The sequence below is a fragment of the Ancylobacter crimeensis genome, assembly GCF_023016805.1.
Taxonomy (GTDB): domain Bacteria; phylum Pseudomonadota; class Alphaproteobacteria; order Rhizobiales; family Xanthobacteraceae; genus Ancylobacter; species Ancylobacter crimeensis.
The window spans coordinates 26,226-40,755 of record NZ_JALKCH010000001.1; the positions used below are offsets into that span (position 1 = coordinate 26,226).

The window sequence follows — 14,530 nt, forward strand, 5'->3', positions numbered from 1 at the left end:
GCCTCCGTTCACCCTCGCCGACTCCATCCGACGAAGAGGCGCTCGATCACGCGCACGCCGCATTCGAAGGCGAAGGCGACGGCCGCGATCACCAGAATGCCGGCGATCACCACGTCGGTTGCAAGGAAGTTCGCCGCCGACTGGATCATGAAGCCCACGCCGCGCGTGGCCGCCACCAGTTCGGAAGCGACGAGGGTCGACCATCCGGCGCCAAGCGCGATGCGCGTGCCGGTGAGGATGGAGGGCAGGGTGGATGGAAAGACCACATGCCGGAACAGCTGCACCCGGCTTGCGCCCAGTGCGCGAGCGATATTGAGCCGGTTGCGGTCCACGCCTTCCATGCCCGCCGCGGTCGCGATCACGATGGGCGGCAGCATGGCGAGGGCGATGACCAGCACCTTGGCCGCCTCCCCGATGCCGGCCCAGATGATGATCAGCGGGAGATAGGCAAGGGGCGGGATCGGCCGCAGGAACTCGATGACAGGATCGAGGACGCCGCGTCCGATGGGGCTGCTCCCGATCGCGAAGCCGGCCGGTATCCCCAGAACCAGCGCCGCGCCAAGGGCCGCAAAGACCCGCAGCAGGCTTGCTCCGAGGTGCTGGGCGAGGGTGCCGTCGACAAAGCCTTCGGTGGCAAGCCTGCCGAGCCGCGCAACCACGATCTCCGGTGAGGGAAGGAAGAGTGGAGCGACGGCACCGCTTGCGGTTACCGCCCACCACAGGACGAGAAAGCCCGCGATGGTGGCCAATGAGATCCAGAGCTGCGCGGAGGGTCCGGCGCCGGTGATTGCGGCTGCCTCCGTCCTGTGCGGGCGAGCATCGTCCACACCGGCGGGAATGCCCTCGGCCGGCACGATGAAGGGTAGGGCGGCGTCGGGAACGGGTACGGCCACGGTCATCGTTCGGCTCCGGCAAAGAAGAGGTCGTGCAACTCCTCGCGGGCTGCGGCGAAGGCTGGGGTGGATTTGATGCGACCGCCGATCCGCTCCTCGACCGCGCGGCGACCGAAGGAAAGCGGCTTGTCGAGCAGCACGCGCCCGGGCTGGCCGCCGAGAACGATCAGACGCGAACCGAGATAGAGCGCTTCATCCAGCCCGTGCGTCACGAAAAGGACGGTCTTTCCGGTACGTGCCCACACCTCGAGCACCAGATCCTGCATCTGCTCGCGAGTCAGCGCGTCGAGGGCGCCGAGTGGTTCGTCCATCAGCAGGATGTCCGGGTCGGCGATGAGCGCGCGGGCAAGGCTCACCCGCTGGCGCTGGCCACCGGACAACTGCCAGATGGCGTGGTCGCCCTTATCCTCCAACCCGACCAGCCGAAGCGCCTCATCGGCACGTTCGCGCCGCTCCTGCCGGGAGATGCCGCGCAGTTTCAGGCCGAAGCCGACATTTTCACGGGCATCGAGCCAAGGATAGAGCGCATCGGTCTGCAGGACGACGCCGCGATCGGGACCGGGACCGCTCACCGGCCGATCATCGACCCATACTTCCCCGGAAGAGGGTTTCAGAAATCCGGCTATCACATTGAGAAGGGTGGACTTCCCACATCCCGACGCACCGAGGATCACCACGAATTCGCCCGCGGGAATGCGCAGGTTGATGTCCTCAAGCACCGCCGTCTCGCCGCCGCGCGGCTGCGCAAAGCCTATGGCGAGCCGAAACACGTTCAGCTTCATGGCACTGTTCCTCGAACGGGGAAAATGCCCGGCGTTCCTTGGAACGCCGGGCCAAGGGACACCGCGGGGTCCTGCCAGGGTCGCAGTGCTCGGGAACGGGTGGATCGTGTTCGGTCAGTCGAGTTTGGCGGCCTGCTCGGCGGGCACGCGGCTGACATAGGCGCTGTAGTCGTTCAGCACCGCGTCGATGCGACCCTGCTCCTTGAGAAAGCCCGCCGTTGCAACCAGCGCCCTCGCCGTGCCGCCGCCCAGCAGCTTGTCGGAAAGCTGTTCATCCAGAAGCGGGTAGGCGTTGCCCTTGAGAAGTTCCGGAATCTCCTCCGCCTTGGCGCCGGTCAGCCGGGCGATGGCCGCGACCTCCGGGGATCCGGTCGTCCATGCGGCGCCGCTCTTTGCGTAATCGGCGTAGGACGAGGCGGTGACGCGGACGAATTCGGCGACGATCTCCGGGTGTTTCTCGGCGTAATCCTTGCGCACGATCCAGGCGTCGAAGGTCGGCGCGCCCCATGTCGCGACCTCGGCGGAAGAGGTGAGGACCTTGCCCGTCTCCTTGATCTTGCCGAGTGCCGGATCCCAGACATAGGCCGCGTCGATGTCGCCGCGGGCAAAGGCGGCGGCGATCTCGGGCGGGCGCAGATTGAGGATCTCGACACTCTTGGGATCGACGCCCCAATGCTTCAGCGCCGCCAGCAGCGAGTAATGGCCGGTGGAGACGAAGGGCACGGCGATCTTCTTGCCCTTGAAGTCGGCCGGCTTCTCGATGCCCGAGCCGTTGCGCACCACCAACGCTTCGGCATTGCCGAGCAGGGCGGCGACGTAGATCGTCTCGATCGGAACCTCGCGGCTCGCCGCCGCCGCCAGCGGGCTGGAGCCCACATAGCCGATCTGGATGGCCCCGGAGGCGATGGCGGCGATGACATCGGCACCGGAATCGAATTTCCGCCAGTCGATGCTGGAGCGGGTCGCCTTTTCATAGGCGCCGTCGGCTTGGGCCACCTTCGCCGGATCAGCGCCGGTCTGGTAGCCGATCACGAGATCGGCGGCGTAGGCGGGAAAAGCCGCGAAAAGGCCGAGCGCGGCCGTGGCGGCGAGAAGGCCGCGGCGGGACAGGATGGACATGGTGAATCCAAAGATGGGCCGTCGAGTGCGCAGATGCGCCTCGCAGGGCATTGAAACAAATGGTGAAATCTTAGCGTCGTCAGCCGCGGCGTCGACAGGTCCAGGTCATTTGCGCCCCCTTGGCGTCCTTTGCGGGACGGACGCCGGCAGGCTCGCAGGATGCGCAGCGGCGGCGTCGATGAGCATGATCTCAACAGGTCGGGCGATGTCGGTCAATAGAAATCTATACGATAAGTAGATTTCTCTAGGGCGCCGCGACGCGCGCTCACTCGCTGTCGAGGAGCTGCCGCAGCCGCAACGTCAGCTCGCGCGCGGTGTAGGGCTTTCTCAGCCATGCGCCATCGGCGGCCAGCTCGCGCCCGGCCACGCTGGGTTCGGAATACCCCGAGGTGAAGAGGATCTTCATGTCCGGCCGATGGTGGCGCACCTCGCGCGCCAGTTCGTCACCGGTCATGCCGCCGGGCATCACGATGTCGGTGAAGAGGAGCCGGATTTCGGGATGCTTCTCAAGCAAGGCGAGCGCTTCCTGCGCGTTCTGCGCCGGGATGACGGTGTAGCCGGCATCTTCCAGCCTCGCTACCGCAACCCGGCGCACGCGGGCATCATCCTCCACCACTAGGATCGTTTCATGCCCGCCCGGCAGATCCGCACCCGCCGGGCCGGCCTTTGCGTCGGCATCCTCCCTGGCGGCGCCGGCCGGTAGGAACAGGCGCACGCAGGTGCCCCTGTCCATTTCGCTGTAGAGCTGGACGTGGCCGCCCGACTGCTTGACGAAACCATAGACCATGGACAGCCCCAACCCGGTGCCGGAGCCGACGGCCTTGGTTGTGAAGAAGGGCTCGAAGGCGCGCTGCTTCACGTCCGCCGTCATGCCGGTGCCGGTGTCGGACACCGAAATCACCACGTAGTCCCCGGTCCGCACTTCCGGATACATGCGGGCGTAGTCGACATCGATGCGGGTGCGCGACACCTCGATCGACAGCAGTCCCCCGCGCTGCATGGCATCGCGGGCGTTCAGCGCGAGATTCAGCAGCGCGTTCTGGAGCTGGCTCGAATCGACCAACGCCAGATTCGAGGCGCCGGTGATGGTGGTGCGAAGCTGCACCGTTTCGCCCAGCGTGCGGCGCAACAGGCCGCTGAAGTTCGACAGGAGTTGCCCGACATCGTTGAGCTGGGCATTAAGCGGCTGTCGGCGGCCGAAGGCGAGCAGTTGTCCGGTCAGCTTGGCGCCGTCGCCCGCCGCGTCCTGCGCCTCGCGCAGCAGCACCCGTTGGCGCTCGTCGGTGAGCCGGGCTTCCAGCATTTCGAGATTGCCGCTGATGACGGTCAGCAGATTGTTGAAGTCATGCGCCAAGCCGCCGGTGAGCTGGCCGACCGCTTCCATCTTCTGAGCCTGCCGGAGTTCCTCCTCCATCCGCTGCCGGCTGGTGAGGTCTCGGATGAAGCCGGTGAAGATGCGCGTGCCGTTGGCGATGGCCTCGCCGATGGCGAGCTCCATGGGAAAGCTCTCGCCATCCTTGCGCATGCCGGTGACCACGCGGCCATAACCGATGATGCGGCGCTCGCCGGTGTTCAGATAACGGTGGATGTAGCTGTCGTGCGCTCCCTTATCGGGCTGCGGCATCAGCAGCGAGACGTTCTGCCCGCAGGCCTCCGCGGCGGTATAGCCGAAGAGCTGCTCGGCCGCGGTGCTGAAGGAGGTGATGATGCCTGCCTCGTCGATCACCACCACCGCCTCGGGCACGGTGTCGAGGATCGAGCGCAGATGCGCCTCGCGGGCGAGCAGGTCGGCCTGCGCATTGCGCAGGTCGCTGACGTCGATATTGGTTTCGACGATCGCGCGTTTCGCCTCGGTGCCTGCTTCGTCCTCCGAATGCAGCGCCGTCCAGCGACTGGCGACGTACAGGCGGTTGCCGAATCTGTCGCGCTGTTCGAGCTGGCCCTTCCACGTCTCGTGCCGGAGCAGATGGTCTCGGATTACCTCGAGCGGCTGGGGAAAAACGGTGCACAGCAGCTCATGGGCGACAGCGCCAAGGGCCTCCTCGCGCAACCAGCCGTAAAGCTCCTCGCACCCGGTGCTCCAGCCCGTGATGATGCCGTCGAAGCCATGCACGATGATGTTGGCGCCGTCGAGCACGCGCACGATCTCGTCGAGGCTTCGCCCGCTCGTCACCGTGGGATGCATGGTGAGGGTCGTCCTTCGTCTGCCGTGTCAATGCGGCCACACCGCCCGCCGCACCGCGCCGGCTTCCGGCACGCCGGTCTCGCCGCTGCTGTCGTCTTCGTCGCATTCGCCGGCCAGCACGGCAAGGGTGCGCAGCTTGCGGACGAGGATCGTGTGGCGCCCGTTCGGCTCGATCACGCCACGCTGGGTGAGGCGGGTCATGGTGCGGGAGACCGTTTCGATGGTGAGGCCGAGATAGTCCGCCATGTCGAGCCGCGTCATCGGGATCTCGACCAGCGGCGCGCCCGCAACGCTCTTGAGCCGACGCGCGCTCACCAGCAGGAAGCTGGCGACCCGTTCCTCGGCGGTCTTGCGGGCGAGCAGCACCATCTGGTCCTGCGCAGCGGCCATCTCGTCGCAGAGCTGGGCGAAGAGCTGGGGGCGCAGCTCCGGCGAGCTGTGGATCTCGCTCTGGAACCGGTTGCGGGCGAAGCGCCGCAGCTTCACGGGAGTCACAGCCTCGGCGGTATAGAGATAGTGCCGCTCAAGCGACACCCCGACGAGATCGCCGGGATAGAGGAAGCCGGTGATGACGCGCCGCCCGTCATTCATCATGCGGAACACGCGCAACACGCCGTCCACGACCTCGAACACATGCGCCGCCGTGTCGCCCTCCCAGAAAACCGCCGCCCCGGCCTCGAAACGTTCCACCGGCTGCCGGGCGAACAGCGACGAAAGGCTCGGCGCTCCTTCCGCGGCAAGGCTTTCCGGCGTCTCGCGGCGCAGGGCCGGTTCGTGGTTGGAAAGGGCGCTTTCGATATACATGGCTGGCTCCCGGACCGCTTGCGTATGTCCACGAGTTCACCTGCGCCGCGTGACGGGGGATCGCCGCCCGTGTTACCGTTGGCGAAGTTTTGTAGCAGATTGTAACCGCGACCTTCCCAGGCAGAAACGCACGAAACGGAATGACGGACGCTAGCGCGGGCAGCGGTCGCATCCTGGTGGTGGACGACGATCCCCGTATTCGCCAGATGCTGACCCGCTATTTCGAGGATGAGGGCTATTCCATTACCGCCGTTCCCGATGGCGGGGGCTTGCGCCGCAGCCTTCAGTCGGCGGTGTTCGACATCATCCTGCTCGATCTCATGCTGCCGGGCGGGGAGGACGGGCTCTCGCTGGCGCGGGAGATCCGTCTCACCTCCGACATTCCCATCATCATGCTGACCGGGCGCGACGACGTGGTCGACAAGATCGTCGGGCTGGAGGTCGGGGCGGATGACTACATCGCCAAGCCCTTCCATCTGCGGGAGGTTCTGGCGCGGTTGAAGACCGTGCTGCGCCGCCGCCGGCCTCCGGTACCCGTTGCCGCGCCAGCTCCCGGAAACGGGGTGCTGCGTTTCGAGGGTTGGTCGCTGGATCCCGGGCGGCGTCAGCTGCTCGATGGGTCCGGTGCCGAAGTGCCTCTGACGACAGGGGAATTCGACATGCTGCTGGTGCTGGCGCGCCAGCCGGGTCGGGTGTTCACCCGCGAGATGCTGATGGATCTGACCCGCGCCCGAAACTGGGACGCCTATGACCGGACCATCGATTCGCAGATCGCCCGGCTGCGCCGCAAGATCGAGCCGGACCTGCGCAACCCGACGCTGATCAAGTCGGTGCGCGGGGTTGGCTATGTGTTCACCGGACGGGCGGTGGGCTGAGGAGGCTTTCCCCCGGCAGCCGGAGCCCTGCGTCGCACGCGACGTACTCCTCGTCGGAAAAAGCGCTCTCCGTGCCGAGGCGGCGCCAGGCGGTGGGGTGATGCTTCCAGATGCGCAGCGGGCATCCGCCATGCTGGCCGGTGAGTCCAGTGAGGTGGGTAGTGAGTGCAGCCTCGACCCCTTCCGGGTCGGCCGCACTCGCGGCGAGGAGGACCGGCACCTCGATCACCGGGCCGCCTCCGGGAATCTGCCGCGCCTGCGCCATGCACAGCCCCTGGACATAGGCGCGCGGATTGCAGACCACCACGGCGCTGCACGACCGCGCGCGGCAGGGCGCGCTCAACGTCCGGCAGAAATCCCGCCAGTCCGACAAATCGAGGCCGGGGGCGATGAGACGCATCAGCGTGTAGGCTTGGTCCACCCGGGCGGGATGGAGCGGCTCGATCCGATAGGTGCCGGGCATGGCGCGCCTCTTGAGGAATGGCCGGCCGCCATCGGACGCCCCCGCGCGATAGCGGTGGCGGGCAGCGCGGTCGGGTTCTGCCTGTGCGGAGGCTCATTGGTTCCATGGTGCGCGCGCGGACGCGTTGACGTGCGTCAAGCGGAACCCGGCGACGTTTGGCGCGCGCCCGGAAAGGGATTGCCCCTCGGCCGAACGGCACGAATGGCGCTCCTTCCTGCGGCCTTGCCATTGCGCAGGAGGCCCGCGGTGCTTACACTTTTCCGTAACATGTGCCGAGCTCATCTCGCCCCGCTTTCGCCAAGGCGCCCCGCTGCCGAATCTGTGTGCCGGGTGGTGTGCCATGGCTGACGATCTGCAAACCCAGGCGTCTCCTCCGGTCGACCGGTTCGGCCGGGAGGAGCGAGGGGCGGATTCCGCCCGCGCGCCTGCTCCTTCCGCGGCTCCGTGGCACCATGGCCGGCGGCATCGGGGCGGGCGGCCCGGGGCGCCGGGCGAGCGGCCCGAGCCGTGTTATGCCGCGCTCGATCTCGGCACCAATAATTGCCGCCTGCTGATCGCCAAGCCGACCGGCTCCGGCTTCCGCGTGGTCGACGCCTTTTCCCGCATCGTCCGGCTCGGCGAGGGGCTGATCGGTTCCGGTCGGCTCGGCGATGCCGCCATGGGCCGGGCGATCGACGCGCTCGGCGTGTGCGCCGGCAAGATCGGCGGGCGTCGCATCGCTCATGCCCGTCTCATCGCGACCGAGGCCTGCCGCGCGGCGGCGAATGGCGATCATTTCATTTCCCGCGTCGAACGCGAGACCGGCCTGAAGCTGGAGATCGTCGATCGCGAGACCGAGGCCCGGCTTGCCGCGGTCGGTTGCACGCCGCTGGTGGATCCACGTTCGGATGGGGCGGTGCTGTTCGACATCGGCGGCGGTTCGACCGAAGTGGTGTGGCTCGACCGGGTCGACACAAATGACGACGGCCCGCCCGCCGCGGTGATCCGTGCCTGGGTGTCGGTGCCGCTCGGCGTCGTCTCCATGGCCGAGCGCCATGGCGGCGTGCAGGTGACGCACGAGAATTTCGAGGCCATGGTCAACGAATTCCGTCCGCATCTGGGAGGGTTCGTCGCTGCCGTCGGTGCGCATGATTGCGGGCGCCTGCATCTGCTCGGCACCTCCGGGACGGTGACGACCATCGCCGGCGTGCATCTCGACCTGCCGCGCTACGACCGGTCGCAGGTCGACGGCACCTGGCTCGGCGCCGGGCAGGTTGCTGCGGTGGTGGATCGGCTGCTCGCCATGCCGTTCGCCGAGCGCGTCGCCAATCCCTGTATCGGGGCCGAGCGCGCCGATCTCGTGCTGGCGGGCTGCGCCATTCTCGAAGCCGTGCGCCGCTGCTTCCCGTGTGACCGGCTGCGCGTGGCCGATCGCGGCCTGCGCGAAGGCATTCTCGTCGAGCTGATGCGCGCCGACGGGGTCTGGAACCGTTCCGTCGAGGACCATCCGTGAACGATCGCTCGAAGACGCCGGGCCGCGCTCCCACCGGGGAGGGCCGTCCCGAGAGCCGTCCGCTGAAGGTGCGGCTGAAGAAGGCCCGCTCGCTGACCTCCTCGTCGCAGAAATGGCTGCAGCGCCAGCTCAACGACCCCTATGTCGCGCGCGCCAAGCGCGAAGGCTGGCGCTCGCGTGCCGCCTTCAAGCTGATCGAGATCGACGACCGGCTGAAGATGCTGAAGCCCGGCCTGCGGGTGGTGGATCTCGGCGCCGCCCCCGGCGGCTGGAGTCAGGTCGCGGCGCAGCGGGTGAAGGCGGAGGAAGGGCGCGGCAAGGTGGTCGCCATCGACCTGCTGGAGATCGACCCCGTGGCCGGCGTCGACTTCGCCCAGATGGACTTCCTCGAAGCCGATGCGCCCGAGCGGCTGAAGGCGATGCTCGGCGGCCCCGCCGACGTGGTGCTCTCCGACATGGCGGCCAACACCACCGGCCACCGGGCGACGGACCATCTGCGCATCGTCGGCCTCGTCGAACTCGCCATCGACTTCGCCCGGCAGGTCCTGGCGCCCGGCGGCTCCTTTCTCGCCAAGGTGTTTCAGGGCGGCACCGAAGGCACGCTGCTCACCGAGCTGAAGCGCGACTTCGCGGTGGTGAAGCACATCAAGCCGCAGGCCAGCCGGCAGGATTCGGCCGAGCTTTATGTGGTGGCGACCGGGTTCCGGGGGCGGCAGGCGCAGGATTTGAGCGCGGCGAAGGATTCGGACGAGGCCGACGAGGCCTGAACGCCGTCCGGGCACGGGTCGCTACATCCGGACGGGCAAGGCCGGCCGAAGCATGTCTCGCGCGCCCGCTACGGGTAGAAGCGCAATGGCGAGTATGGGCAAGCCCCGCCTTCACGCCCCGCCTTCACGCGCTTCACGCCGTCGTGCCGACCTCGCCCTCGGCTGCGGGCGCGGCGGCGGCCTTTGCGCGCGCGGGGGCGCGGCCGGAGAGTTCGGCGCCGGCGTCGGCGGGCAGGCGGATGTAGAAGAACACCGAGACGATGCCGATCAGCGCCACCACGCAGAAAGCGACGTGGAAATCGCCGAGCAGGATCTGCGTGTCGCCGCGCGTGGCGCGCATCGCTTCCAGCACCATCGCCGCCACCGCGACGCCCATCGAGATCGACACCTGCTGGGCGACGCTGGCGAAGCTGGTGGCGCGGCTCATGGCGTCCGGCTCGACATCGGCATAGGAGAGCGCGTTGGTGCTGGTGAATTGCAGCGAGCGGAAGAAGCCGCCGGCCAGCAGGCAGACCATCATCACCACCGGCGACATGCCCGGCGCGAACAGCGCCGAGGCGGCGATGAAGACGCAGCTGATGAAGGCGTTCACCACCAGCACCCGGCGGAAGCCGAACAGGCGGATGATCGGCCCGGCGGTCATCTTCATGGTCATCGCACCGGCGGCGGAGGCGAAGGTCACGAGGCCGGAGGCAAAGGGTGTGAGGCCGAAGGAGAGCTGCAGCATCAGCGGCAGCAGGAACGGCACCGCGCCGATGCCGATGCGGAAGAATGAGGCCCCGATCACCCCGGCGCGGAAGGTGGGGATGCGCAGCAGCTTGAGATCGAGGATCGGCCGGTCGATCCCACGGGCGTGCCGCACATAGAAGACCATCGTCACCGCGCCGAGCGCGAACACGCCGATGGCGATCTTCGGGCTGACCGCTTCCTGTCCCAGCAGCGCGGCGCCGAAGACGAGGCCGGCCAGCCCGACGCCCGACAGCAGCATGCCCGACAGGTCGAGCGGCGGCACGTCCTCCTCGCGGATGTCGGCGATGAAGCGGGTGGCGAGCAGCACGCCGAGGACGCCGATGGGAATGTTGATGAAGAAGATGAAGCGCCAGTCGAAATAGGTGGTGATGAAGCCGCCCAGCGGCGGCCCCAGCACCGGCCCCAGCAGCGCCGGCACGGTGAGCCAGGCCAGCGCGTTGACGAGATCGTTCTTCGGTACCGTGCGCAGGATGACCAGCCGCCCCACCGGCACCATCATCGCCCCGCCCATGCCCTGAAGGATGCGGAAGGCGACGAATTCCGGCAGCGAATGGGCGAGCCCGCACAGCAGCGAGCCGAGGGTGAACACGACGATGGCGCTGCGGAACACTGTCCGCGCGCCGAACCGGTCCGCCATCCACCCGCTGGCAGGGATGAAGACGGCGAGGCTGAGCAGATAGGAGGTCAGCGCCAGCTTGAGTGCGATCGGGTCCTCATGAAGGTCGATCGCGATCGCCGGCAGCGAGGTGGAGAGCACCGTCGAATCGAGCTGCTCCATGAAGAGCGCGCAGGCGACGATCAGAGGGACGAGGCGTTCGGTACGCACGGGGCTGGCTTCCGCAGCGGCTGGCCTTCGGGCCGGCCATACGATGAAAACGGCGCGGGGTGAAACGGCGAGAGCGTGCCGCTAGATAGCGCCGTCCTGCCGGGGTGCGAACCCGTTTGTCCGCACATATTCGTCATCTGCATCGTCACAGGCTTGTCGCGCGGTGTCCTGTAACCGTTCCGGTCCCTCGTCCGGCGCAGTGCGGCCATGCGTCGGCAAGAGCCCGGCGGCGGGCGAGAAGCCTAGGAAACCGGCGGAGGCCGTGTTATGAGCCCTCGCCAACTCGAAGCGAGACGGCGATAGAGACGGCCTCTGCCGCCGGATCCGCGCTTCGCTCATCCATCCATCGGGCCGCGGGCTCCTTCGGGGCCTCCTGCGGGCCCCCTTCAGGGAGTTGGCGATGTCGGTCTACGACAGTCTCGCGCGTGAGGCGCTTACCTTCGACGACGTGCTTCTGAAGCCGGGCCTGTCCGATGTCATGCCGGGCCAGGTGGACATCCGCTCGCGCGTCACCCGCTCCATCCTGCTCAACCTGCCGATCATCTCCTCGGCGATGGACACCGTCACCGAATCGCGGCTCGCCATCGCCATGGCGCAGGCCGGCGGCATGGGTGTCATTCACCGCAACCTCGAGCCCGAGGTGCAGGCCGAGCATGTGCGGCAGGTGAAGAAGTTCGAGAGCGGCATGGTGGTGAACCCCGTCACCATCCACCCCGACCAGACGCTGGCCGACGCGCTGGCGCTGATGAAGGCGCATTCCATCTCCGGCATCCCGGTGGTGGAGCGCGGGCCGAACGGGCGCGGCGGCAAGCTGGTGGGCATCGTCACCAACCGCGACGTGCGCTTCGCCACCCATCCCGACCAGCCGGTCGCCGAGCTGATGACGAAGGAACGCCTCGTCACCGTGCAGGAAGGCGTCGAGCAGGCCGAGGCCAAGAAGCTGCTGCACCAGTACCGCATCGAGAAGCTGCTGGTGGTGGACGAGCACTATCGCTGCGTCGGCCTCATCACCGTGAAGGACATCGAGAAGGCGGTCGCCAATCCGAATGCGGCGAAGGACGAGCAGGGCCGCCTGCGCGTCGCCGCCGCCACCACGGTGGGCGAGGACGGCTTCCACCGCGCCGAGCTGCTGGTCGATGCCGGCGTCGATCTTGTGGTGGTGGACACCGCCCACGGCCATTCGCGCAAGGTGCTGGACCAGGTGAGCCGCATCAAGCAGCTCTCCAACAAGGTGCAGATCCTCGCCGGTAACGTCGCGACCGGGGAGGGCACGCGCGCCCTCATCGACTCGGGCGCGGATGCGGTGAAGGTCGGCATCGGGCCGGGCTCGATCTGCACCACCCGGATCGTCGCCGGTGTCGGCGTTCCCCAGCTCACCGCCATCCTCGACGCGGTGGAGGCGGCGCAGAAGAGCGACACGCCGGTGATCGCCGATGGCGGCATCAAGTTCTCCGGCGACCTCGCCAAGGCGCTGGCGGCGGGCGCCGACTGCGCCATGGTCGGCTCGCTGCTGGCCGGCACCGACGAGAGCCCGGGCGAGGTCTATCTCTACCAGGGCCGCTCCTACAAGTCGTATCGCGGCATGGGCTCGGTGGGCGCCATGGCGCGCGGCTCGGCCGACCGCTATTTCCAGGCCGAGGTGAAGGACACGCTGAAGCTGGTGCCGGAAGGCATCGAAGGTCAGGTGCCCTACAAGGGGCCCGTTGCGGGCGTGCTGCACCAGCTCGCGGGCGGCCTGCGCGCGGCGATGGGCTATGTCGGCGGCGCCACCCTGCCGGACTTCCGCGAGAAGGCGCAGTTCGTCCGTATCTCCGGCGCCTCGCTGCGCGAGAGCCATGTCCACGACGTGACCATCACCCGCGAGAGCCCGAACTATCCGGGCCGGAGCTGAGGGGAGGGCCGGGCACGCCCGGCTTCGTCTTTCGAGCTGCGCATGTCCGGCTGGCACGAAGCGGAAAGCCGGCGACCTGCCGGGCGCGTCTCCGGCACGGCAGGTGGAAATCGCTACCGGAAGCGGCAAGGAATCCGGCTATGCCTGCACCGATATGCCGGTGCGCGCATGGCGGGGGCCATCACGGCGGCGGGATGACGGCGCCCCCATTCCCGCCGTCGCCGCGGGTGCGAAGCTCGTGCTGGCATCGTCCGGGCGCCGGAAGGGGGTCTCGTTCAGGCCTTCCGGGCCTTCTCCGCCAGTTCCTCGAACTCGGCGCGGATCTTCTCCAGATCCTTCTCGTCCAGCTCCTCGAGATCCAGCAGCACCTCGCGGGGGCCGTCCAGCTTTGAGATGAGCTCGTCGAGCTTGATCTGCAGCGCGGCGGTGTCGCGGTTCTGGCTGTTCTGGATCACGAACACCATCAGGAAGGTGATGATGGTGGTCGAGGTGTTGATGACGAGCTGCCAGGTGTCGTTGAAGCCGAAGATCGGGCCGCTGAGGCCCCACACCACGATCAGCCCGACCGCAATCACGAAGGTTACCGGCTTGCCGGCATAGGCCGCCACCGCCTGCGAGAAGCGGGTGAACAGCGAACGCTTCGGCTTGTTGCTGCACTGTTGTCCGGGTTCCGGGGATGTACCGGAGGAGGCATCGGCGGTCGAAAGCGTGTCAGCCATGGGTCCTGCTCCCGAAAGGGTGCCTGACAACCGCGCCACCCGGCGGCGGGTTCCTTATAAGCAACTGGCGGAGCGGGGTTTTTAGGCTAACCTTGGGGAATGCACGGCGCCGCGCTGGCCGACAGTTTATGGGCCGCTCCTGCCGCAGGTGCGGCACCCTCGCCCTCGGGAGGAGAGGGTTGCGGTGAGGGGCTGGCCGGCCGCGGGTTGTCCGTTCCCGGCTCAACCCGGCCTTCGTGTCGTGAGATGGGCGAGGGCCCTGTCCCTTGGCGGCCTAAGGCTACCCCCGCCTCACCACCCCGGCGCCCATCCGCCGGGCCGCCCACAGCGCCGGACTTGTGTTCGCGGACCGTTCCTCCCGTGCCGGCAGATCTCTCCCGTCCCGACAGGTCCCACCCGTGCCGGCAGAGACCGACGCGCGCCGACCATCCGCGGCGCGTCTCCCCAGGCCGGCCGGAGCGCCCTATCTTGTCTCCACCCGCGATCCCGCTGAGCCCCGGAGCCGCCCCTCATGACCGTGCCCGCCATCATGCTGCCCGTCTTCATCCAGGTGGCGCTGACCTTCGCCATCCTGTTCCTGCTCGGCCCGCGCCGGGGCCGGGCGCTCAAGGCCGGGGACGTGAAGGGCGATCCGCTTCTGGACGACGGCGCCTGGCCCGCCAGCGTCCGGCAGGCCTCCAATTCCTTCCGCAACCAGTTCGAGATTCCGGTGCTGTTCTACGCGCTCACGGCCTTCGCCATGATCGCGCACAAGGCGGACCTCATCTTCGTCGTGCTGGCCTGGGTGTTCGTGCTGAGCCGCATCGGCCATGCGTTCGTCCACCTCACCTCGAACGACATCCGCCTGCGCTTTCCGCTGTTTCTCGTCGGCGTGGTTGTTCTTCTCGTGATGTGGGTGCTATTTGCGCTCTCGATCCTGTTCGCCCCCGTCCTTCCCTGATGCCAGCGGCCGCGCCGCCGGCCG

The 14,530-nt window shown here is 67.9% G+C and carries 13 protein-coding genes; 5 read left to right on the plus strand and 8 right to left on the minus strand.

Features of this window, described 5'->3' with window-relative positions:
- Positions 1 to 8 precede the first annotated feature (8 nt).
- From MWN34_RS00105 to MWN34_RS00125, 5 genes are all read right to left on the minus strand, one after another.
- Positions 9 to 899: an ABC transporter permease subunit gene (locus tag MWN34_RS00105; RefSeq protein WP_247025602.1), complete on the minus strand. Its 891-nt coding sequence runs from the start codon at positions 897 to 899 to the stop codon at positions 9 to 11.
- On the minus strand, positions 896 to 1,675 hold the full coding sequence (locus tag MWN34_RS00110; protein WP_247025603.1) for a taurine ABC transporter ATP-binding protein: 780 nt from the start codon (positions 1,673 to 1,675) through the stop codon (positions 896 to 898). Before MWN34_RS00110 ends, MWN34_RS00105 begins: the two co-directional genes overlap by 4 nt.
- A 114-nt stretch (positions 1,676 to 1,789) precedes the next feature.
- Entirely contained in the window at positions 1,790 to 2,794 is a 1,005-nt protein-coding gene (tauA, locus tag MWN34_RS00115) for a taurine ABC transporter substrate-binding protein (RefSeq protein ID WP_247025604.1), read from the minus strand.
- Positions 2,795 to 3,059: 265 nt separating this feature from the next.
- On the minus strand, positions 3,060 to 4,979 hold the full coding sequence (locus MWN34_RS00120; protein WP_247025605.1) for a hybrid sensor histidine kinase/response regulator: 1,920 nt from the start codon (positions 4,977 to 4,979) through the stop codon (positions 3,060 to 3,062).
- Between the two features lie 27 nt (positions 4,980 to 5,006).
- Positions 5,007 to 5,783, minus strand: coding sequence for a Crp/Fnr family transcriptional regulator (locus MWN34_RS00125; protein WP_247025606.1), 777 nt, complete (start codon positions 5,781 to 5,783; stop codon positions 5,007 to 5,009).
- 140 nt (positions 5,784 to 5,923) lie between these two features.
- On the opposite strand from MWN34_RS00125, the gene MWN34_RS00130 reads away from it, so the two are divergent.
- The gene (locus MWN34_RS00130) at positions 5,924 to 6,658 is read left to right on the plus strand and encodes a response regulator (protein ID WP_247025607.1); all 735 of its coding nucleotides are present in this window, start codon (positions 5,924 to 5,926) and stop codon (positions 6,656 to 6,658) included.
- On the opposite strand, the gene MWN34_RS00135 is transcribed toward MWN34_RS00130, so the two are convergent.
- Positions 6,636 to 7,121 (minus strand): hypothetical protein, encoded by a 486-nt coding sequence (locus MWN34_RS00135; RefSeq protein WP_247025608.1) that lies wholly within the window; start codon positions 7,119 to 7,121, stop codon positions 6,636 to 6,638. The two genes, MWN34_RS00130 and MWN34_RS00135, sit on opposite strands and share 23 nt — an antisense overlap.
- Before the next feature lie 340 nt (positions 7,122 to 7,461).
- Here MWN34_RS00135 and MWN34_RS00140 point away from each other — a divergent pair, with 340 nt between their 5' ends.
- Both MWN34_RS00140 and MWN34_RS00145 read left to right on the plus strand, forming a co-directional pair.
- Positions 7,462 to 8,613, plus strand: a complete 1,152-nt coding sequence (locus tag MWN34_RS00140) for a Ppx/GppA phosphatase family protein (protein WP_247025609.1) — start codon at positions 7,462 to 7,464, stop codon at positions 8,611 to 8,613.
- Positions 8,610 to 9,380 carry an RlmE family RNA methyltransferase gene (locus MWN34_RS00145; RefSeq protein ID WP_247025610.1) on the plus strand — a complete coding sequence of 257 codons (771 nt, stop codon included), beginning with the start codon at positions 8,610 to 8,612 and terminating at the stop codon, positions 9,378 to 9,380. Before MWN34_RS00140 ends, MWN34_RS00145 begins: the two co-directional genes overlap by 4 nt.
- A gap of 133 nt (positions 9,381 to 9,513) precedes the next feature.
- Here the strand turns inward: MWN34_RS00145 and MWN34_RS00150 are convergent, their stop codons facing one another.
- The gene (locus MWN34_RS00150; RefSeq protein WP_247025611.1) at positions 9,514 to 10,956 is read right to left on the minus strand and encodes an MFS transporter; all 1,443 of its coding nucleotides are present in this window, start codon (positions 10,954 to 10,956) and stop codon (positions 9,514 to 9,516) included.
- Positions 10,957 to 11,356: 400 nt separating this feature from the next.
- On the opposite strand from MWN34_RS00150, the gene guaB reads away from it, so the two are divergent.
- Positions 11,357 to 12,847, plus strand: a complete 1,491-nt coding sequence (gene guaB, locus MWN34_RS00155; RefSeq protein ID WP_247025612.1) for an IMP dehydrogenase — start codon at positions 11,357 to 11,359, stop codon at positions 12,845 to 12,847.
- 275 nt (positions 12,848 to 13,122) lie between these two features.
- Here the strand turns inward: guaB and MWN34_RS00160 are convergent, their stop codons facing one another.
- Positions 13,123 to 13,566 (minus strand): low affinity iron permease family protein, encoded by a 444-nt coding sequence (locus MWN34_RS00160; RefSeq protein WP_247025613.1) that lies wholly within the window; start codon positions 13,564 to 13,566, stop codon positions 13,123 to 13,125.
- A gap of 511 nt (positions 13,567 to 14,077) precedes the next feature.
- Between MWN34_RS00160 and MWN34_RS00165 the strand changes: the two genes are divergently transcribed.
- Positions 14,078 to 14,506, plus strand: coding sequence for an MAPEG family protein (locus MWN34_RS00165; RefSeq protein WP_247025614.1), 429 nt, complete (start codon positions 14,078 to 14,080; stop codon positions 14,504 to 14,506).
- The last annotated feature ends 24 nt before the right edge of the window (positions 14,507 to 14,530 follow it).